The organism is Bradyrhizobium sp., from assembly GCF_028868675.1.
Taxonomy (GTDB): domain Bacteria; phylum Pseudomonadota; class Alphaproteobacteria; order Rhizobiales; family Xanthobacteraceae; genus Bradyrhizobium.
Window position 1 is genome coordinate 1 of the sequence record NZ_JAGWUA010000086.1, and the last position, 18,912, is coordinate 18,912.

At 64.5% G+C, this 18,912-nt stretch carries 21 protein-coding genes and 1 pseudogene; 15 read left to right on the plus strand and 7 right to left on the minus strand.

Annotation, left to right across the window (positions count from 1 at the left end):
- From KGM94_RS13165 to KGM94_RS13175, 3 genes are all read left to right on the plus strand, one after another.
- The coding region (locus KGM94_RS13165; protein ID WP_300259443.1) for a serine/threonine-protein kinase at positions 1-906 on the plus strand (906 nt) is incomplete at its 5' end.
- A 52-nt stretch (positions 907-958) separates the two neighbouring features.
- Positions 959-1,414, plus strand: coding sequence for a hypothetical protein (locus KGM94_RS13170; protein WP_300259445.1), 456 nt, complete (start codon positions 959-961; stop codon positions 1,412-1,414).
- 93 nt (positions 1,415-1,507) lie between these two features.
- Positions 1,508-2,095, plus strand: coding sequence for a hypothetical protein (locus KGM94_RS13175; RefSeq protein WP_366526243.1), 588 nt, complete (start codon positions 1,508-1,510; stop codon positions 2,093-2,095).
- A 7-nt stretch (positions 2,096-2,102) separates the two neighbouring features.
- Here KGM94_RS13175 and KGM94_RS13180 read toward each other — a convergent pair whose 3' ends face one another.
- Positions 2,103-3,020 carry an intradiol ring-cleavage dioxygenase gene (locus KGM94_RS13180; RefSeq protein ID WP_300259450.1) on the minus strand — a complete coding sequence of 306 codons (918 nt, stop codon included), beginning with the start codon at positions 3,018-3,020 and terminating at the stop codon, positions 2,103-2,105.
- 176 nt (positions 3,021-3,196) lie between these two features.
- Here KGM94_RS13180 and KGM94_RS13185 point away from each other — a divergent pair, with 176 nt between their 5' ends.
- Complete coding sequence (locus KGM94_RS13185) at positions 3,197-4,471, plus strand: serine hydrolase domain-containing protein (protein WP_300259452.1); 1,275 nt, start codon at positions 3,197-3,199, stop codon at positions 4,469-4,471.
- A gap of 583 nt (positions 4,472-5,054) precedes the next feature.
- On the opposite strand, the gene dctA is transcribed toward KGM94_RS13185, so the two are convergent.
- Together dctA and KGM94_RS13195 are read right to left on the minus strand one after the other, a co-directional pair.
- Positions 5,055-6,440 (minus strand): C4-dicarboxylate transporter DctA, encoded by a 1,386-nt coding sequence (dctA, locus tag KGM94_RS13190; RefSeq protein ID WP_300259454.1) that lies wholly within the window; start codon positions 6,438-6,440, stop codon positions 5,055-5,057.
- A 53-nt stretch (positions 6,441-6,493) separates the two neighbouring features.
- Positions 6,494-7,567: a 4-oxalomesaconate tautomerase gene (locus KGM94_RS13195; protein ID WP_300259456.1), complete on the minus strand. Its 1,074-nt coding sequence runs from the start codon at positions 7,565-7,567 to the stop codon at positions 6,494-6,496.
- 118 nt (positions 7,568-7,685) lie between these two features.
- Between KGM94_RS13195 and KGM94_RS13200 the strand changes: the two genes are divergently transcribed.
- Entirely contained in the window at positions 7,686-8,621 is a 936-nt protein-coding gene (locus KGM94_RS13200) for a LysR family transcriptional regulator (RefSeq protein WP_300259458.1), read from the plus strand.
- Positions 8,622-8,897: 276 nt separating this feature from the next.
- On the opposite strand, the pseudogene KGM94_RS13205 reads toward KGM94_RS13200, so the two are convergent.
- Positions 8,898-9,011: pseudogene (locus KGM94_RS13205) on the minus strand (cytochrome c biogenesis protein CcdA); the annotation flags it as partial.
- Between the two features lie 177 nt (positions 9,012-9,188).
- Here KGM94_RS13205 and KGM94_RS13210 point away from each other — a divergent pair.
- The 6 genes from KGM94_RS13210 to KGM94_RS13235 all read left to right on the plus strand — a co-directional run bounded on the left by KGM94_RS13210 (position 9,189) and on the right by KGM94_RS13235 (position 13,795).
- Positions 9,189-9,947 carry a FadR/GntR family transcriptional regulator gene (locus KGM94_RS13210; RefSeq protein WP_300259460.1) on the plus strand — a complete coding sequence of 253 codons (759 nt, stop codon included), beginning with the start codon at positions 9,189-9,191 and terminating at the stop codon, positions 9,945-9,947.
- Between the two features lie 122 nt (positions 9,948-10,069).
- Positions 10,070-10,849 (plus strand): ABC transporter permease, encoded by a 780-nt coding sequence (locus KGM94_RS13215; RefSeq protein WP_300259462.1) that lies wholly within the window; start codon positions 10,070-10,072, stop codon positions 10,847-10,849.
- The gene (locus KGM94_RS13220; protein WP_300259464.1) at positions 10,846-11,652 is read left to right on the plus strand and encodes an ABC transporter permease; all 807 of its coding nucleotides are present in this window, start codon (positions 10,846-10,848) and stop codon (positions 11,650-11,652) included. The genes KGM94_RS13215 and KGM94_RS13220 overlap by 4 nt, the downstream gene beginning before the upstream one ends.
- A complete protein-coding gene (locus KGM94_RS13225) occupies positions 11,649-12,407 on the plus strand; it encodes an ABC transporter ATP-binding protein (RefSeq protein WP_300259466.1) in 759 nt (252 codons plus the stop codon). The genes KGM94_RS13220 and KGM94_RS13225 overlap by 4 nt, the downstream gene beginning before the upstream one ends.
- Complete coding sequence (locus tag KGM94_RS13230; protein WP_300259468.1) at positions 12,404-12,736, plus strand: hypothetical protein; 333 nt, start codon at positions 12,404-12,406, stop codon at positions 12,734-12,736. Before KGM94_RS13225 ends, KGM94_RS13230 begins: the two co-directional genes overlap by 4 nt.
- A 3-nt stretch (positions 12,737-12,739) precedes the next feature.
- Positions 12,740-13,795, plus strand: coding sequence for an ABC transporter substrate-binding protein (locus tag KGM94_RS13235; protein ID WP_300259470.1), 1,056 nt, complete (start codon positions 12,740-12,742; stop codon positions 13,793-13,795).
- 154 nt (positions 13,796-13,949) lie between these two features.
- On the opposite strand, the gene KGM94_RS13240 is transcribed toward KGM94_RS13235, so the two are convergent.
- Entirely contained in the window at positions 13,950-14,681 is a 732-nt protein-coding gene (locus KGM94_RS13240) for a cytochrome c biogenesis protein CcdA (protein ID WP_300259472.1), read from the minus strand.
- A 210-nt stretch (positions 14,682-14,891) separates the two neighbouring features.
- Positions 14,892-15,161, minus strand: coding sequence for a hypothetical protein (locus KGM94_RS13245; RefSeq protein WP_300259475.1), 270 nt, complete (start codon positions 15,159-15,161; stop codon positions 14,892-14,894).
- 512 nt (positions 15,162-15,673) lie between these two features.
- Here KGM94_RS13245 and KGM94_RS13250 point away from each other — a divergent pair.
- The 4 genes from KGM94_RS13250 (at position 15,674) to KGM94_RS13265 (ending at position 18,363) form a co-directional block, all read left to right on the plus strand.
- Positions 15,674-16,714 carry a LysR family transcriptional regulator gene (locus KGM94_RS13250; RefSeq protein ID WP_300259477.1) on the plus strand — a complete coding sequence of 347 codons (1,041 nt, stop codon included), beginning with the start codon at positions 15,674-15,676 and terminating at the stop codon, positions 16,712-16,714.
- Between the two features lie 6 nt (positions 16,715-16,720).
- On the plus strand, positions 16,721-17,116 hold the full coding sequence (locus tag KGM94_RS13255) for a helix-turn-helix transcriptional regulator (RefSeq protein WP_300259479.1): 396 nt from the start codon (positions 16,721-16,723) through the stop codon (positions 17,114-17,116).
- 138 nt (positions 17,117-17,254) lie between these two features.
- Entirely contained in the window at positions 17,255-17,437 is a 183-nt protein-coding gene (locus KGM94_RS13260) for a hypothetical protein (protein WP_300259481.1), read from the plus strand.
- Positions 17,438-17,547: 110 nt separating this feature from the next.
- Complete coding sequence (locus tag KGM94_RS13265; protein ID WP_300259483.1) at positions 17,548-18,363, plus strand: enoyl-CoA hydratase; 816 nt, start codon at positions 17,548-17,550, stop codon at positions 18,361-18,363.
- Between the two features lie 282 nt (positions 18,364-18,645).
- Here KGM94_RS13265 and KGM94_RS13270 read toward each other — a convergent pair.
- The coding region (locus KGM94_RS13270; RefSeq protein WP_300259485.1) for an isocitrate/isopropylmalate family dehydrogenase at positions 18,646-18,912 on the minus strand (267 nt) is incomplete at its 5' end.

An 18,912-nucleotide genomic window follows, 5' to 3' on the forward strand; every position in this document is an offset into this window, starting at 1 on the left:
GAGATTCACGCGAGCTCGCGCAGCCACATCTATCTCGCCGTGGACGCCGAGACCGGGGAGCCGGTGGCGCTGAAAATTCCCTCGATCCCCCTGCGCAACGATCCCGCCTATCTGAAGCGCTTTTTGATGGAGGAGTGGATCGCGCGCCGCATCGACAGCCCGTACGTGCTGAAGCCGCGCTCGCAGTCGCGGCGGCGCAACTTCCTCTATGTCGCGACCGAATTCGTCGAGGGCCAGACGCTGCGGCAATGGATGATCGACAATCCCCGTCCCGACCTGGAGACGGTGCGCGGCATCGTCGAGCAGATCGCTGCGGGCCTGCGCGCCTTTCACCGCATGGAGATGCTGCATCAGGACCTCCGTCCCGACAACGTCCTGATCGACAGGACCGGCACCGCGAAAATCATCGACTTCGGATCGGTCGAGGTCGCAGGCGTCGCCGAGGCCACTCCGCAGGAGACCGCGGACGAGATCCTCGGGACCGTGCAATACACCGCGCCGGAATATTTTCTCGGCGACGGCGGCTCGCCGCGCTCGGACATGTTTTCCCTCGCGGTCATCTGCTACCAGATGCTGACGGGAACGCTGCCCTACGGCGCGCAGGTCGCAAGAATCCGCGGCAGGGCCGACGCACGCAAGCTGCGCTACCGCCCGGCCGAGGACGACGAGCGCAACATTCCCGCCTGGGTCGACGGCGCGCTGCGCAAGGCGCTGCACCCCGATCCCTCCAAGCGGCACGAAGACCTCTCGGAGTTCGTGTTCGATCTGCGTAATCCAAACCCCGCCTATCTCGGCACGCGGGCGACGCCACTGATCGAGCGCAATCCGGTGCTGTTCTGGAAGTTGACGACGGTCGCGCTGGCCTGCGCGGTCGTCGCCCTGCTCGCGCTGCTGCACGCGCGATAGCGGCACGGGATCGGGCCCGCTTGCGGCAGACGGGATCGAAACCCGCTCTTTCATGGGCGCGGAACCGGCGAACGCCGATCGAAAAATTACCGCCGCTTCGGACATTCGACGGGTTTTCACGCTTGTTTTGCGCTATGATTGCCTCGACCGGCGAGATTTTAGGCCGGACGCCCGGCTCCGTTTGGGAGCCGCAGAGATCATTGACGCGACGTCGTTGCTCGCTCTGTCGAGCCTGTTCTTTAAAACAACGGATATTACGATGTATTTTCCGAGCTATCGCGAGACGGAGCTGCTCGCCCGCATCGTCAAGCGCAGGAACCGGCTGTTCCTGCTCGAATTAGCCAAGCTCGTCTATGTCGACGTCCTGGCCCGACCTCGGCCCGTGAAGACGCAGTCCGATTCGGGCGAGGACTCACGACCTGCGCATGGGGAGCCCACCCCGTGGCACCCCGATCGCCAGCATCAAGGTCGAGATGCCCTCAAATTGCCGCCGCGCTGCGTTTCGTGATATCCGGGGACCTGGGGTTCCCTGATATCTATTCTTACGGTAGCGCGAATGTCCGTCTGCTCAGGCAAGTATAGTCTGGCAATCCTTCTTGCGGTGCTTTGCCTGGGCGGGCGAGCGGCCGATGCCCAGGTTGCGCCCGTGAGATATTGGATACCGGGCGGGCCGTTCGGCTTCGGCGGCAGTACGACCGAAAGCCAGAGCCTGGACGCGTACGGCAACTTTCCAGGCTTCGATACGGCTGACGTCCGCGGCGGGGGCTTCTCCGCCAGGCGCTACGGCTTCTCCAACGGCTTGTTCGTCGGCAGCGACGCCGGCGGCATCGGCTTGGGCGGCATGAGCCGGGCGGGAGCGTTCGGCGATTTCGGCTCGCTCGCCTACGAAGGCGTGCAGTTCGGCTACAACTTCAAGGCCGCCGGCGGATTACCCGTGACGTTCTATGCCGGCTTCGACACCCTGAAGTACAATTCGGGCTTCGGCGGCCCGCTCGTGCCCTTCAGCAGCAGTTCCGCCACCGTTCCCGGCTATGCCGCGCATGCGGGTATCGAATTGCAGCCGGCCCCCAATGTCAGCCTGTCATTCGGGGTCGGCTATTCCCAGCTGCAGCCGGGGCGCATCGACAGCGACATCAATTCACCCTTGCTGCCGGGCGAGTCCCCGATCCTCCCCGGCGGCCGCCGCTAGGACAGCCTCACGCCGTCTCCACAACCTTCGTCCCCAGCGGCTTCGGCGCGATGCCGCCGCCGGGCTTGAGGTGGAATTCGTAGGTCATCAGATGCCAGGGCGCGGCGGCCTTGGTGCCGTCGGGCATGGCCGGATCGTTGCGCTGCTCGACTTTTGCGATCAACTCGTCCTTGACGCCGAACACCACGTCGGACTCCAGGTACTTGTCGCCGCCGATGAACACGTGGGTAATCAGCGGCTCGTAGCCCTTGGCGTTCACCAGGAAGTGCACGTGGGCGGGGCGCATCGGATGACGCTTGGTCTGCAGCAGCATCTCGCCCACCGGCCCATCGGTCGGTACCGGATAGCTGCAGGGCAGGATGGTGCGGAAGGTAAAGCGGCCGTCAGCGTCAGTGACGAAGCGCGCCCGCGCCGAGGGGCCGGTCTCGTCATAGTTCGGCTTCTGCGAGTCGTAGAAGCCGTCGTTGTCGGCGTGCCAGACGTCGACGGGGACGCCGGCGATCGGCTTGCCGTGGTTGTCAGTGACGCGGCTCTGCACGAACATCTTCTCGCCGGTCTGGTTGCGGGGCGAGATGTCGGTGCCGTGCGGCATCACCTTGTGCTCGCCGACATAGAACGGGCCGAGCACCGTGGTCTCGGTGGCGCCGGCGCGGTCGCGGTGGTTGACCGCGTCCACCAGCATGGAGACGCCGAGCACGTCCGACAGCAGGATGAACTCCTGGCGGATGTCGGTGCATTTGTGCCCGGTGCGGGTCAGGAAGTCGATCGCATAGTCCCATTCCTCGAAGGTGAGCCCGGTCTTGCGGACGTAGTCGTGCAGCGACGTCACGAGCTCCTGCAGCAGGAATTTCGCGCGGGCATCCGGGGTGGCGTCGAAGCTCTCGACCACGGCCTCGGTGAGTTCGGATTCACTGAATTGAGTCATGATGCCTCTGATGTCCCGTTGTCCCCGGCGTTTCGACGCGTCCCCGGGTTGCGGCGCTTCCCGGGGCGGGACCCTACACCAGGAAGTTGATGGGGTTAAGCCGCGTCCGGCTTGGAATGAGGCCGCGATTTCGGCTATCACGGTCTGCGAAAAAATCGTCCGGAGGAACGTTCCCGATGCTCGCCCCCACCCCCGCCTCGCCCGAATCCGTCGGCATGTCCCAGGCTGCGCTCGACCGCGTCGAGGCGCATCTGAAGAACCGATACATCGATGCCGGCCGCTTTCCCGGCACGCAGCTCCTGGTCTATCGCCGCGGCAAGGTGGTGCACAATTCGGTTCAGGGCCTTGCCGACGTCGAGCGCAAGGTGCCGGTCAAGGACGATACCATCTTTCGCATCTACTCCATGACCAAGCCCCTCACCAGCGTCGCGTTCATGATGCTGGTCGAGGAGGGTCTCGTCGCGATCGACGAGCCCGTGCACAAATACATTCCCGAGTGGAAGGATCTCGGCGTGTTCGTCGCCGGCACGGCGCCGAACTTCCTGACCCGGCCGCCGAGCCGCCCGATGCAGATCATCGACCTGCTCAGGCACACCTCGGGCCTCACCTACGGCTTCCAGCAGCGCTCCAATGTCGACGCCGGCTATCGCGAGAAGAAGATCGGCGAGGTCGAGAAGGCCGGCACGCTGCAGAGCATGATCGAGGATCTGGCAAAAATCCCGCTGGAGTTCTCGCCCGGCGATTCCTGGAACTACTCGGTGTCGACCGACGTGCTCGGCTACCTCGTCGGCAAGATCTCCGGCATTCCGTTCGAGCAGTTCCTCAAGCAACGCATCCTCGATCCGCTCGGCATGACGGACACCGATTTCCACGTGCCCGCCGCCAAGGCGCATCGGCTCGCAGCCTGCTATTCCGCCGACCCGCAGGGCGGCTTCACCTTCCATGCCGGCCAGCGCCGCGCCGGCCTGACGCTGCAGGACGATCCCGCGAAGAGCTCGTTCCTGTCGCCGCCCGAATTCATCTCCGGCGGCGGCGGATTGTGCTCGACGGTCGCCGACTATCTCACCTTCTGCCGCGCGCTGATCAATGGCGGCTCGCTCGGAGGCGTCAGGCTGATCGGACCGAAGACGCTGGCGCTGATGACCACCAACCACATTCCGGGCGGACGCGATCTGCCGGAAGTGTCGCGCTCCCTGTTCAGCGAGGCGACCTACAACGGCATCGGTTTCGGACTCGGCTTCGCCGTGACCATGCGCCCCTCCGAGACGCTGGTCGCGGGCAGCCCCGGCGAGTACAATTGGGGCGGCGCCGCCACCACCTCGTTCTGGATCGATCCGGCCGAGGAGCTGATCACCATCTTCATGACCCAGGTGCTGCCGTCGAGCGCGTACCCGATCCGGCGCGAGTTGCGCACCATGGTCTACGCCGCGATCACCGAGAGCAACCTGTAAGGGCCCTGCGCAGCACAGCGGGCGCGCCGTACGGAACCGGCGCGCGACCGCCAGGTCGACTCCTCGCACTCTGCTTCGCCGCGCCCCGGCATCCGCGGCACCAAAATATGAGGTTCAACCCCATGCACAGTGGCCGGCGACGATGGAATGTGTTTCTGATTTTGCGAAAATAACTTGACGCGTCGGGCAAATCAGGGGTATGATGCCATCATCGGGAAGCTCGCACGGACGCGCTTTGCCCAAGACTGGGACGCTTCGGTACGACGGTGCGCGATCTTGTTGAAGGACCGTTCAATCGAATGCCTCAGGCGGCGCCGTCAGCCCATCACGGCGGTTGTGCGTTCAATGTGCCCTCTTGGCCGACTATTTTTCGCTTCGAGCCGAAGCGGACTGCTGGACATCTCTTGCCGACGATCTGCTGGGGAAAAGCTTGTCGCGCACGACCGATTCCAGAAAACTCTTCTCGAGTTTGGCCCGATCTATAATGACAGCTGAATCAGCGGACAATCTGGATCGTCCCAGTTTCGATCGGCCGGCCAAGCTTCTGCGTCCGCAAGAGCTCACCCGGCCAAATATCCTCCCCTCAAGCAGCCGATTGCGTTGTCGAGATCCAGGGCGCGTCCTTCCGGGCTGCCTTTGTCTCGCTGGTCTTCGGTCCGGCCGCGTCCTTGAGAGTGTCGCTCAGTTCCAGCTCACGGGCCAACACTTTACGGTCGCAGGCATTCTCCCACAGCGAAACGGTGATCGCCGCCACGCAGTTACTGATCATGCTGGTCAGCGCCCTCGCTTCCGACATGAAACGGTCGATACCGACGAGCAGCGCCACGCCGATCACGGGCAGGTCGGGCATGACGGAGAGGGTCGCCACAAGCGCCACGAAGCCGCTACCGGTGACGCCGGCTGCGCCTTTGGACGTCAGCAGCATCAGCCCGAGCATCGCAGCGATCTGCCCCCAAGACAGATGAATGTCGCAGGCCTGGGCGATGAAGATGGACGCCAGGGTGAGATAGATGGCGCTGCCGTCCAGATTGAAAGAGTAACCCATCGGCAGCACGAGCCCTGACACGCCTTTCCGGCACCCGAGTTGCTCCAGTTTGCGCAGCGCGCCAGGCAGCGCCGGCTCCGACGATGACGTGCCGAGCACGATCAGCAGCTCTTCTTTGAAGTAGCGGATGGTCTTCCACAGGCTGAAGCCGTTCAGCCGCGCCAGCGTTCCAAGCACGACGACCACGAAGACGGAGCAGGCGATATAGAATGTCAGGATCAGCAGTCCGAGTGAGCCAATCGAACGGATGCCATAGCGGCCCACCGTGAACGCCATGGCGCCAAAGGCGCCGAGCGGAGCAAGCTTCATGACGAAACCGAAGGCCACAAACAGCACATGAGAGAACGAGGTGATGGCCCTGGTCACCACCACACCGTCGTCGCCGGCCCGGCTCAGCCCAAAGGCGATGAGGATGGCGACCAGCAAGACCGGCAGCACTTCGCCATCGGCAAACGCGCCAAAGAAGGAATGCGGGATGATGTGCAGCATGAAGTCGGCAAATCCGGTCGCAGCTGCCTGCTTTGAGAATTTCGCAGCCACCGACGGATCGAGCGTACTGACGGACACATGCATGCCCACGCCAGGCTGGATCAGCGAAACGGTGATCAGTCCAGCCAGCAGTGCAAGCGCGGTCAGCAGGTAGAACAGCGCCATCGACTTCACGAGCGTGCGCCCGACCTCGCGGGAATCGCTGATGCTGTTGATGCCGCCCACGATGGTGCAGAATACGATCGGCGCGATCATCATCTTGACGAGCTTGACGAATCCGTCTCCCAGGGGCTTCAGCGCGGCACCAAACTCAGGCCAGAGATGGCCGGCCAGGACACCCAGCACGAGACCAATCAGCACCTGGACGTAGAGAATCCTGTAGAATGGCTTTCGCGCCTCGATGCGTGGAGACCCAGCCAGCGCTTGCGTGTGCATTCTCGTTTCTCCCGTGGCTCTGATTTTTCTTGATGGATGAAGGCGGACCGAGTTCAGGCCGCCAGGATTGAATGAGGCACGTGCGCTCGCCGGGCGAAGACGTGACCCTGGAAAATTCGGCGGGCGGTCCGCTGCACCCGGGCCACCGGGCCGGATTCTAGCCGAACCACGAGCTGGCCGGAGGGATGGGCGAGCGTGATCGGCACCGGCGGCGCCAACGGTCCGACCATCCCAGCCGCGATCGTGCCGGGTGTCACACAGGCCGTCGCGATCGCGACCGCGCCGGTCACCGCCAGCGCGCTATGGCAGTCGTGCGGCATGAAGTACCGCGTGTTCAACGTTGCCTTCGTCGCGGGTGCAATCAGGACCGGCTTCGGAATTACCATCGTCGCGGAGTTTGGAAAGCCCATCCGGCGCCCAGCCTCGATGCGCAGGTTTTCGAGCCGTGCGCGGAAGCCGCTGTCGGCGAACGCCGAAGGCTCCTCACGGCCGGTCCATCCCAAATCCGCCGCACGGACCAGCATGACGGGCATGGCTGCGTCGATGCAGCTGACATCGACCCCTTCGATACGGTCGACCGGTCGTCCTGTCGGCAGGAGGCGACCGGTGCGTGCGCCGGCCGCGTTCGGGAATGACAGTTCGATGGGCGCGGCCGTTCCCGGCACCCCGTCGATCCGCGCCTCACCTTCATAGGTCACCCGCCCGCCAGGGGTGGAAACCGTCGCATCAATCAGCTTGCCGGTGTTGACGTTGTGGATGCGCACCTGGGTGCGATCCGTGGTAGCGACGACCAGACCGGCTTCGATTGCGAACGGTCCCACCGCCGCCAGCATATTCCCGCAGTTCGGCGACGTATCGACGATCCCTTCACGCACCCTCACCTGCGCAAACAGGTAGTCGACATCGGCGCCGGGGACCGATGCCGGTCCGATGATCGCGACCTTGTTGATGACGGCATTGCCGCCGCCGATTCCATCGATGCCCAGATCGTGCCCGCCCCCCATCACCGACAACAGGACCGCATCGCGCGCCCTGGGATCGGCCGGGAGATCGCTGGTCAGGAAAAACGGCCCGCGGGAGGTGCCGCCACGCATGACCACGCAGGGAATGGCAATCTGATCATTCATTGGAGCTGTTCCGTTCGGCGACATCTTCGTGCGAACAGAGCATGGGCTCTTGCAACTCTTCTGTAAAATGCAAATATCTGAAGTATTCATGCGCCATTCGGTATAATGGGAGCCAGCCATGAACGCAGAATTGCTCGACCTTAAGGCGTTCATTACCGTCGCGGAGACTGGAAGCTTTGTCCGCACCGCCAAGGCCCTAAACCTGTCGCAGCCAGCGCTCAGCCGACGCATTCAGAAGCTGGAAGAAACCCTCGGTGCGCCATTGCTCGAACGCTCGACGCGTCACGTCAATCTCACCATGACCGGCCGCGACTTCCTGCCGAAGGTGCGCCGTCTTATCGACGAGTTCGAGACCTCGGTGCTCGCAATCCACGATATCGGCGCGCGAAGTTCAGGTCTGGTCTCGGTCGCTGCGGTGCCGACGGCGGTGTTCTATTTCCTGCCGCGTGCGATCGGTCGTTTTGCCGAGGCGTATCCACGCATCCGCATCCGGATTCTGGACATCGGGGCCAATGAGGGATTGGAAGCCGTTGCGCGCGGAGAAGCCGACTTCGGCATCAATTTCATCGGTGCTTCGCACGCCGAAATCGAATTCCAGAAACTGGTTGAAGATCCTTTCGTCCTGGCCTGCCGCCACGACCATCCGTTGGCACCGCGCAAACAGGTAAGCTGGTCAGAGATCGTGTCGCACCGGGTCATTACCGTCGGCCGCAACAGTGGCAACCGCGCGTTGATCGACAATGCGCTGGCGCGACACGGCCTGCAGCTGAACTGGTCCTATGAGGTTGCTCACCTCTCCGGTTCGCTCGGTCTCGTCGAAGCGGGATTGGGCGTCGCCGTACTGCCGAGGCTCGCGACGCCGACCGCCGGACACCCGATCATCCACACCATTCCGTTGATCGAGCCGGAAGTGTCGCGGACGATCGGAATCGTGCGCAGGCACGGATCGACGCTATCCCCTCATGCCAACCAATTTCTCAAGATGCTCCTCGAGGCATGGCGCTCGCCTTCACAGGCGACCGGTCGAGGCAAACCGCGGCCCAGATCGGCGTAACAGTACTCTCGTTCGTGCCGCGCGCATTAAAATGGCCTAGCCCGTTTAAGGCACTTCTGCTCGTGGCCCATCGCGCCATTTCGATCTGCTGCGAATCCAGTCGCTGGCGAGCTGTCCTGTCGGCGGATCCATGGCTTCACGACCTGGTTCGAGCGCGCTCTTCCGGATCGAGCTCAAGTGTCTTGTCTCGGACGGTTCATTTCATCATTCCGTGGCTCGCCGCTTCGCGACGCCTCGGAATGACGACGCATCGACCGAACGTCGGAGTCCCGACGTTCAGCCGATCGACTGCAGCATCGGAAAGGTCTCGAGCAGCCAGATGCCGACGTCGGCGGTGGCGCCGGTGAGGAAGCCGACGCCGGTGACCACCATCAGCACGCTCATGGCCTGCGGCGGGGCGCAGGCAATCATCTGATGTTTAACATCGGATGATTGTCGCGCCTCTCCGACCGTGCTAGCCTTCCGTCAACAACCGGCGGGAGCACGCCGGATCCAGGAGGAAAGCGGGTGGCCAGCACACGGCCGAAGTCCGTCGACAGACTGGTCAAGCCCGGCCGGATACGCACCGTGCTGACCACGCTCGGCCGCGAAATCGTCCAGGATATCATTCCGGTCGGCTCGGCGCTCTCTCCGGAGCCGGAGCTCGAAGCGCGGTTCGGTGTCGGCCGCGGCGTGGTGCGCGAGGCGATCAAGACGCTCGCGGCGAAGGGACTGGTGAGCGTCCGCCCCCGGCATGGCACACACGTGCTGCCGCGCCATGAATGGAGCCTGCTCGATCGCGACGTCCTCGGCTGGCTTGTCGGTCAGGACGAGCCGGACCGGGACCTTCTCCTTGCTGTCCAGGAGGTCCGTTCGATCATCGAGCCGGCGGCGGCGGCGCTCGCCGCCGAGCGCGCCACCAAGAATGACCGCAGGCGCATCAAGACGGCGCTGGCCGCGATGGAGGCCGCGCAGGATCAGTCGAGCGCGACCGCGGCGGACAAGGCCTTTCATCTCGCGATCCTGGACGCGACGCACAACCCGGTGCTGCAAGGCTTCCGCGGCGCGATCGATACTATCTTGAGCACGGTCTTCCTCGTCGCCATCGGCAGCGCCGGCTGGTTCAAGGACAACCTGCCGAACCATGTGGCGGCCGCGCGCGCCATCGAGAGCGGCGATGCCGAAAAGGCGCGGGCCGCGATGGAGCAGGTACTCGGTTACACGAAGTTCAAGCTTGCGAGCCGGACGACGACCATCGCAGCCGCCGAACCAAGGGCGGCCCGGAAGACCACGGGGACGTCGAAACGGAATACGAGCGTAAACGGGAGAAAGCACCATGCATCGTGAAGGACTCGACCCATCGGGATCGATGACGTCGTGACCAGCATTAGTGCCGGCATGGCATCGCGGATCATCCGGGAGGTGGAATGCAGGTGACCGGCAGTCTGAAGGTGCGATCGCCTCGACTCATGCGCGGCATCGACTCGCTGGCGGAAGCTGCGACGTTTGTTGCGCCGTTGCTCCTGCTGGTGGCGGTCTGGGCCATCGTCGTGCCGTTGTTTCAGATCAACCCGCGCATCTTTCCATCCCTCGGAGCGGTCGGCGGCGCGGCGATCGATTCGATCCGTGACGGCAGCCTGTTCGCGCATATCGGTGCAAGCCTTCTGCGCGTCGGCCTCGGCACGCTGATCGGTATCGCGACAGCGGTGCCGCTCGGAATTGCCATGGGCGTCAGCCCGACCGTCGCCGCCTTCTTGACGCCGCTGTTCCGCTTCTTCTCCGTGCTCGCCGGCATCGCCTGGATCCCGATTGCCACGCTATGGTTCGGCTATGGCTTCGGCGCCATCGTTTTCGTCATCTTCAATGCGGTGTTTTTCGTCGTCGCCTACAACACGCTGCTCGGCGTCAGGATGATCCCCCAGACGCTGCGCAACGCGGCAGCCTCTCTCGGAGCCGGCCGCCGGGCGCTGCTGACCGAAGTGCTGCTGCCCGGCGCCCTCCCGAACATCGTCACCGGCATCCGCACTGGCCTCGGCTTCGCCTGGCGCGGACTGATTGCCGCCGAGATGATCGCGACCAATGTCGGGCTTGGCTACATGCTGTTCGTCGCGCGCGACTTCTACCGCACGGAAGTGATCGTGTTCGGCATGATCGTGATCGGCGTGTTGTGGCTGCTGATCGACCGATTGCTGCTGGTTCCGCTGGAACGCGCTACGATCGAGCGCTGGGGAATGGTGAGGCGCACATGAATTTGCTGCTGCAATTCTGGAGCGGCTACACGCGTCTGACCCGGCGATGGCCCGGGGTCGCCGCCATCATCCCCTTCATCCCGGTGCTCGCACTATGGACCGCGATCAGCGAGGCTGGGCTGTTTCCGCGCGCGTTCTTTCCCGGACCGCTCGACGTCGTCCGCTCGTTCTTCACGCTGACCTACAAGGGCATCCTGCCGGATTATCTCCAGGACAGCCTGATCCGCCTGCTCACCGGCGCTGCCGTCGGCATGGCGCTCGGGATTCCGCTCGGCGTCCTGATCGGCACCAGCCGCTGGGCTCATCGCATCTGCTGGCCGATCCTCCTGTTTTTCCAGGCGATCGGCGATATCGCCTGGCTGCCGATCCTGCTGATCTGGTTCGGCTTCGGACTTACGACCATGACTTTCGTCATCGTCTACACGGTGCTGTTTCCGGTCGTTCTCAATACCGTGCTCGGCGTGGAATCGGTGCCGCGGGATCTGGCGCGCGCCGCGCGCAGCCTCGGCGCGTCTCCGGCGCGCGTGCTGTGGGAAGTGACACTGCCGGGCGCGCTGCCCAACATCATCACGGGCCTGCGCAACGGGCTCGGCTATGGCTGGCGCGCGCTCATCGCGGTCGAGATGATCGTCGGAACCAGCGGCATCGGATTCATGATGTTCGATGCACGCCGCGCCGGCTCAACGGTCGAGATTCTGCTCGGCATGATCGTTCTGGGGCTGCTTTGGTACGTCGTGGACGCCTGGATTCTCGCGCCGCTCGAGCGCGCAACCGGCCAGCGCTGGGGATTGGTGACGTCATGAAGACGCTTTCGTTGCGCAATCTCGGCAAGACCTATTTCGACCCTTACGCCGGGGCGCATGTAACCGCCGTTCACGATGTCTCACTCGATGTTGAGCCAGGCGAATTCGTCTCCGTCGTCGGCCCATCCGGCTGCGGCAAGACGACCATCCTCAACATGATCGCCGGCTTCATCCCGCACTCGAACGGCGAGATCCTGCTCGACGGCAAGCCCGTGCACGGCCCTGGACCGGAACGCGGCGTGGTGTTCCAGTCGTTCGCGCTGTTTCCCTGGAAGACCGTGCTCGACAATGTCGGCTTCGGTCCGAAAATGCGGGGGGTGCCCAAGGCGGAGCGCGACCGCATCGCACGCGAATATCTCGCGCTGGCCGGCCTTTCACACGCAGCCAATCGCTACCCCGCCGAATTGTCCGGCGGCATGCAGCAGCGCGTCGGCGTGGTCCGGGCGCTCGCCAACAATCCCGACGTCCTGCTGATGGACGAGCCGTTCGCCAGCGTCGACGCCCAGACGCGCATGACGTTGCAGGAGGAGCTGACGCGCATCTGGCAGGAACGTAAGCCGACCGTCATCTTCATTACCCACGACGTGCCCGAAGCGGTATTCCTGGCCAATCGCGTCGTCGTGCTGTCCAAGGGACGCGTCCTCGAACAGATCGACGTCGACCTGCCTCGGCCGCGGGTCTGGGACGAACTCGTGAAGGACGACAAGTTCAAGCAGCTCTCTGCGCGCGTGCTGCAGATGGTGCGCACGGCATGAACCTGGTGTCGGAAACCCTGCGCTCGACCAAGGGCCGCGTCGTGCTCGGCGTCATCGCCGCCTGGGCGCTCTTCCAGCTTTGGCTGACGCTCGCGGCGCCCGGCAAGATCTCGCCCGAGCTCGCTGGGAACTCCGAAAAGGTGAATGTGCAGGTCGAGCTGCCGTTTACGCCGGAGCGCTTTCACGTTCTGGCGTTCCAGCAATACGGAAGGGTCTCAGGCACGGACGACCACTCGATTGATCTGCGTGGCGTCAAACGAACGGACCTCAAGGCTGTGGCCCGGCCTTACTGGGTGACTGCGGTGGGGCCGATAAGAGAGGGAGGCTAGGATATGAAACGATTGTTACTGCTTGCGATGGCGCTTGCGCTGGGCTGGACGCCGTCCGGCGCGCAGACGCTCACCAAACTCAAGGCCGGCATGGTGACCGGAATCGACCAGATCGGCCTGCCGATCGCGCTCGAGCGCGGCTTCTTCGAGAAGAACGGCCTCGATGTCGCCATCGCCCGCCCCTACGCAACCGGCGTGGACGCGCTGAACGCGCTGCAGGCCGGCGAGAGCGAGATCGTTCAGGTCGGTGTACCCATGATCGGTGCGGTGCTGCGCGGCATGGACCTCGTCGCACTCGGCAATTACAGCGGCAACGCCACCAAGGCCGGCTCCGATGCCACCATGGCGATCGTCGCACGCGAAGGCTCGGGGATCGTCAAGGGCGACCTCTCGACTCTGAAAGGCAAGAAGATCGCGGCCTCCTTCGGAACGATCAACCATCTCTACATTCTTGCGACGCTGGAGAAGGCCGGGCTGAAGCCCGACGACGTGACGCTGGTCAACACCCCTCCACCGGACATGACGGTCGCACTGCTGGCGAAGGGCATCGACGCTTTCTCGGGATGGGACCCCTGGCCGATCGTCGCCGGCAAGGACGTGCCGGGCGCGGTCGAGATCATTCGTGGCGGCGACGTGATCTCCTATATCGGCTTCAACGTCGCCTTGCGCCCCTGGGTGCAGGCGAACGGCGAGACGATCGAGAAATTCCTCGCCGCCGTCTCCGAGGCCGATCAGTGGATGCGCAAGAATCCGAAGCAAGCGGCACAGGTGGCGACGCGCTGGATTCCCGGCCTCAAGCAGGAGATCGCCGAGGCGGCCATGCAGTTCAACATCCAGCAGGCCGATCGTCGTCTGTCGGCGAACAACTACCGCGCGCTTTACGGGGCCGAAGACCGGCTGTCCCGGCTCGGGATCATCAAGTCGACCTTCGACGTCAATGCCCATATCGAACCGAAGTACATCCTGAAGGTGATGAAGGATCATCCCGAACTGTTCGCCGACCTTCCGCCGATCCCGGAGCAGGCCGCGATCGGAACGGGCTACGTCTTCAAGCCTTGATGCGAGCAATGTGAACTCGGTCGGCGCCAGCTTCGCGCCGACCGAATCAAGAGGCCTAAGCGCGACGAGATTTGGAAGAATCGTCATCGCGCTTCAGGTTATTGTTTGAGCAAGATTTTTCGGAAGACCGCTTTGCACTTTTCCGGATCGTGCTTCAGCCGATCGACTGCAGCATCGGAAAGGCCTCGAGCAGCCAGATGCTGACGTTGGAAATGGCGCCGGTGAGGAAGCCGACGCCGGTGACCACCATCAGCACGCCCATCGCCCGCTCGACGTTGACGAGATGGCCCTTCAGGCGCGCGAACAGGGTCGAGAACTGCTCGACCATGAAGGCCGCGATCAGGAAGGGAATGCCGAGGCCCGCGGAATAGACCGCAAGCAGGCCGGCGCCTTTGGTCACGGTGGCCTCCGCCGCGGCGATCGAGAGGATCGCGGCGAGGATCGGTCCGATGCAGGGCGTCCAGCCGAAGGCGAAGGCGAGCCCCATGACATAGGCGCCCCACAACCCGACCGGCTTCGGGATCGGCAGGCGTCCCTCCCGCATCAGGAGGCTGATGCGGGTGAGCCCGAGGAAGTGCAGGCCCATGAGGATGATGACCACGCCCGCGAGAATGGAGAGTTCCGCCGACCAGGCGCGGATCAGCCCGCCGATCAGCGAGGCGCTGGCGCCGAGCGCGATGAAGACGGTCGAGAACCCCAGCACGAACAGCGCGGCCGACATCATGATCGCCCGCCGCGAGTTCTCGGCCGGCTCGTCGCTCTCGACATGCTCGATCGTGGCGCCGGTCAGATAGACCAGATAGGGCGGGACCAGCGGCAGCACGCAGGGCGAGAGGAAGCTGACGAGGCCGGCAATCAGCGCCGCCGGAATCGAAACATTTTGCATGATGCAGTCGGTACCATCTGTGGCCGAACGGCACGCAAACGGGTGCGCACGACGATCCGGGTCAAAAACGGCACTGGTGTAGCCGATGCAGGGGAATGCGCAACCGACGGGAGGCTGCGGCGGCCGCCGCGCCGGGCCTCCCGCGATCACAGCTGCGGCACCGCGGCGCGCGCGGCAGTCGCGAAAGCGGGAGCGTGTCGGGGCGCGCGGCTATTTCACCACGCGGAGCAGCGGACGCCGGGGCTGATCCTGGGCGGGCTTGGGCGCCGACGTCGCTTCTCCGCTGCCAATGCCCCGCAATATCTCGTCGCACAAGGCCCGCAACTCGGCATTGGCGATGCCCCTGAGCCTCATCCTCAGGTCGAGGATGACGATCGACAGCAGCTCGGCCGTCTCGCGGCCCTCGTTCTCGCTGAGGACCTTTCGGCACTCCTCGAGCGTTTCCAGGACGGAATGCAATTGTTCATCTGAATGCGACACCGGCGTTCTTTCCGTGATTTCAGCCTGTCAAGAATAGGGGTGGCAGCGCTCCCCGCGGCCCGCATTCGCCGGCAAGGATAGCACGACGATTCCGGGCCCTCGAACACGATTTCAGATCAATGCGATCGGAAGGCGTCGCTTCCAAGACGATGACGCGCCGGGCCGTCGATGAAAGTCGGACCGTGCGGCCTGGGCTCGACGCACTTGCCCGCCCGCCAGGCGGCGCGCCCGTCCATCGGCTTTGCGACCTGGTCCGGCCTGGCCGTAGCGTTCGGCGGCACACCGGTTTCCGCTTCTGGCAGGAACCAAATACCTCCGCAGCCGCCTCAAGGATCGCAACGGAACGCACGCGATTGGCCCTCATCCGGGCGATACCCTGCCCGATTCCCGCTCTTTGGCCACCCAACACCCCTGAGGCGGTAAGGAAGGCGTTCAAAACCGCTCGCCCCCCAACTCGCAGTGGTTGTGGTTTGCCCAAGATTCTGCCAGTTTAGCGGGCCGAAAGGACTTGTATGCACCTCTTGGCGGAAAGGGGCGTTCCTTCAGAAGAACGCCAGAAGGCGATCCTCGGCGGCCTCTCGGATTGGGATGCCGCGCGGATCTTCCTTGAGGTCGTGCGCAGCGGCAGCTTCCGCTCCGCCGCCGAGCGCCTGTCCCTGTCGATCAATGCGGTGCGGCGGCGGATCGACGATTTCGAGCGCCAGATCGGCGCCACCCTGTTCACCCGCGACGTTCACGGCACCCACCTCACCGACGAAGGCGCCGTGGTCGCGTCGGCGGTCGAGCGGATGGAAGCCGCCACCTTCGACGTGCTGCGCGCCAGCGACACGGTCGCCGGCGCCACGACCGGCGAGGTCCGGGTCGCCGTCACCGAGGGGCTCGGCACGTTCTGGCTCGCCCCGCGCATCGTCGAATTCCAGCAGGCCCATCCCAACATCCTCGTCGACCTGCACTGCGCGATGCGCTCGGCCGACGTCTCGCGGCACGAGGCCGACGTCGCCATCCATCTGTCGCGGCCGTCCGCGCTCGACATCAAGCTGGTGCGGCTCGGCCGCATGCATCTGATGTTCTGGGCCGGCCCGAAATACGTCGAGAAATTCGGCGCGCCGCGCACGGCGGCGGAATTGATCAAGCATCGCCTTGTGCTGCAATTCGCCGACCAGATCGCCGCCAAGGAAACCTTTGCGAGCTTCTTTCCGGGCGTTGCCGAGCGCGACCTCCTGGTCATGAAGACCAACGTCTCGAGCGCCAACTATTGGGCGGTGGCGAACGGTGCCGGCATCGGCGTCTTCCCGAGCTACGCCTGCGCGCTCGGCGGAAAGTTGATTCCACTGGAAGTCGAGCTGAACCGACCGCTGGACATCTGGCTGTCCTACCATCCCGGTAGCGGCCGGATTCCGCGCGTGCGGCACATGATCGACTGGCTGCTCGACGCCTTCAATCCGGCGCGCTTCCCGTGGTTCAAGGATGAATTCGTGCATCCGCGCGAATTCAAGGACGTGGGCGAACCCCTGACCCAACTCTTCGGGGGGTCTTCAACCGAAGAACGGTGAGAAAGTATGAACAAATCAGCGGCGAAGAGAATGAAGCAGCGCAGTGCCGGCAAGCCCGACATCGAACTCGGCAAACGAATCCGGCTGCGGCGCGTCGAGATGAAGATCTCGCAGGCCGAGCTCGGCGACAAGCTTGGCGTCAGCTTCCAGCAGGTGCAGAAATACGAGAAGGGCGTCAACCGCGTCGGCGCGGCCCGGCTCCAGCAGATCGCTTCGGCGCTCGATGTGCCCGTGACCTTCTTCTACGACGGCGACAACAAGGCCCGCGAGGTCGAGAGCCTGCTGTTCCTCGACAGCGCCTTCAGCCTGCGGCTGCTGCGCGCCTACAGCAAGATCAAGGACCAGACGGTGCAGCGCCAGCTCGTTTCGCTGATGGAATCGATCGCCGCGAACGAAGGCTGACGCCGGCCGACCCGGACCGATCTTCAATCCGCCGCGTCGGGGGGCGCGGCCGGATTGGATGATCGTCTCGCCGCCGGGCAGCGGCGCGACCTGGAGGCAACCGGCCCGCCGGCCGCCGGGTAGCGCCAGGAGGTCCACATGACGAAGAGGGTCCCGGTGGCCTGGATCTACCTCACGGCGTGGATGACCAGGGACCAGACCATCCAGTTCCGCAACGACGTCTATAGCCAGGACGAACAGCTCCTGGAGGCGACCGCCGAGGAAGCCGCCTTCTTCAGCAATGCCGCCAACCATCCGCTGGGCGCGCATCTGGCGCAGTAGCGGCACCGCCGGTCATGCAAGGGTAGCGATGGCCCCGCGCCGCGCCATGGTTGACCGGCGCCGGGGTTGAGCCGCACATTGCGCGCCTTGCGGCTTCAGGCGGGTGTACGATGGCAGAACGTCCCAACGAGATTTCATACGCCGACGGCAAGATCCTCAAGAGCGCGATCGACGGCGTCGGCGTGGTCACCTTCAACAATCCCGACAAGCGCAACGCCATGTCGCTGGAGATGTGGGAGGGTTTTGGGCAGGCGCTGAGCGAGCTGCGCGACGATGCCGCCGTGCGCGTCGTGGTGCTCACCGGCGCCGGCGGCAAGGCCTTCGTGTCCGGCGCCGACATCAGCCAGTTCGAAGCGACGCGGCACAACGCGGCCGCCTCGGAGGATTATTCGCGGCGCAGCGCCGCGCAACGGGCGCTGCTCGCCGACTATCCGAAGCCGACCATCGCCTGCATCGGCGGCTTCTGTCTCGGCGGCGGCATGCAGGTGGCGATGCTCGCCGACATCCGCATCGCCTCCGCCGACAGCCAGTTCGGCATTCCCGCCGCAAGACTCGGCATCGCCTACGGCTATGACGGGCTCCGCCACCTGGTCTCGCTGGTCGGCCCGTCATGGGCGCGGCTCCTGATGTATACGGGCATGCGGATCGATGCGGCGGAGGCGCTGCGCATCGGGCTCGTCGAGCGCGTGATGCCCGCCGACGAGCTCTGGGGCGCCACCATGGAGATCGCCCGCACCATCTCCGACAACGCGCCGCTCGCGATCCAGGCGGCGAAGATCACCATCCGCGAGGTGCTGAAGGACGAAAGCCGGCGCGACATGGACGCGATCAAGGCGATCGGCGCCGCCTGCATGGACAGCGAAGATTTTCGTGAGGGCCGCCAGGCCTTCATGGCGAAGCGCAAGCCGCAGTTCAGGGGGCGGTGAACAGGTGATGAACTCGTTGCGGACCGCGAAGGAGATGTGCTCCCTCGCTCCGTTCTTACAAAGAGAGGGTTGGGGTGAGGGGCTGCATCCGCGAAGACGGTGACTCTACGACTCGCGGAGAGTCCCCCTCACCTGAAATCCGCGCTTCGCGCGCATTTCGACCTCTCCCCGCAAGCGGGGCGAGGTGAAGAAGGCCCGCTTCTGCAGCGATCTCATTCGATGATCCGGTCGGCGACCGCGCTCTGCGTCGGTCGCCTCGAACCGGCGACGACGAATTGATCTCTACAAGGCCGCGAGCACCGCGTTGGCGATGTCGGCGGTACCGTTGCTGCCGCCGAACTCCGTCGGCCTGATGCCGCCGGCATAGGCCTGGTCCACCGCGCGCTCGATGGTTTCGGCCGCTTCCGCCGCGCTCTCCACGCCGTGCTTGTCGGCGAGCCAGTCCAGCATCATGGCGGCCGACAGGATCATGCCGGTGGGATTGGCCTTGCCCTGTCCCATGATGTCGGGCGCGGTTCCGTGGCAGGGCTGGAACACCGCGTAGCGGTC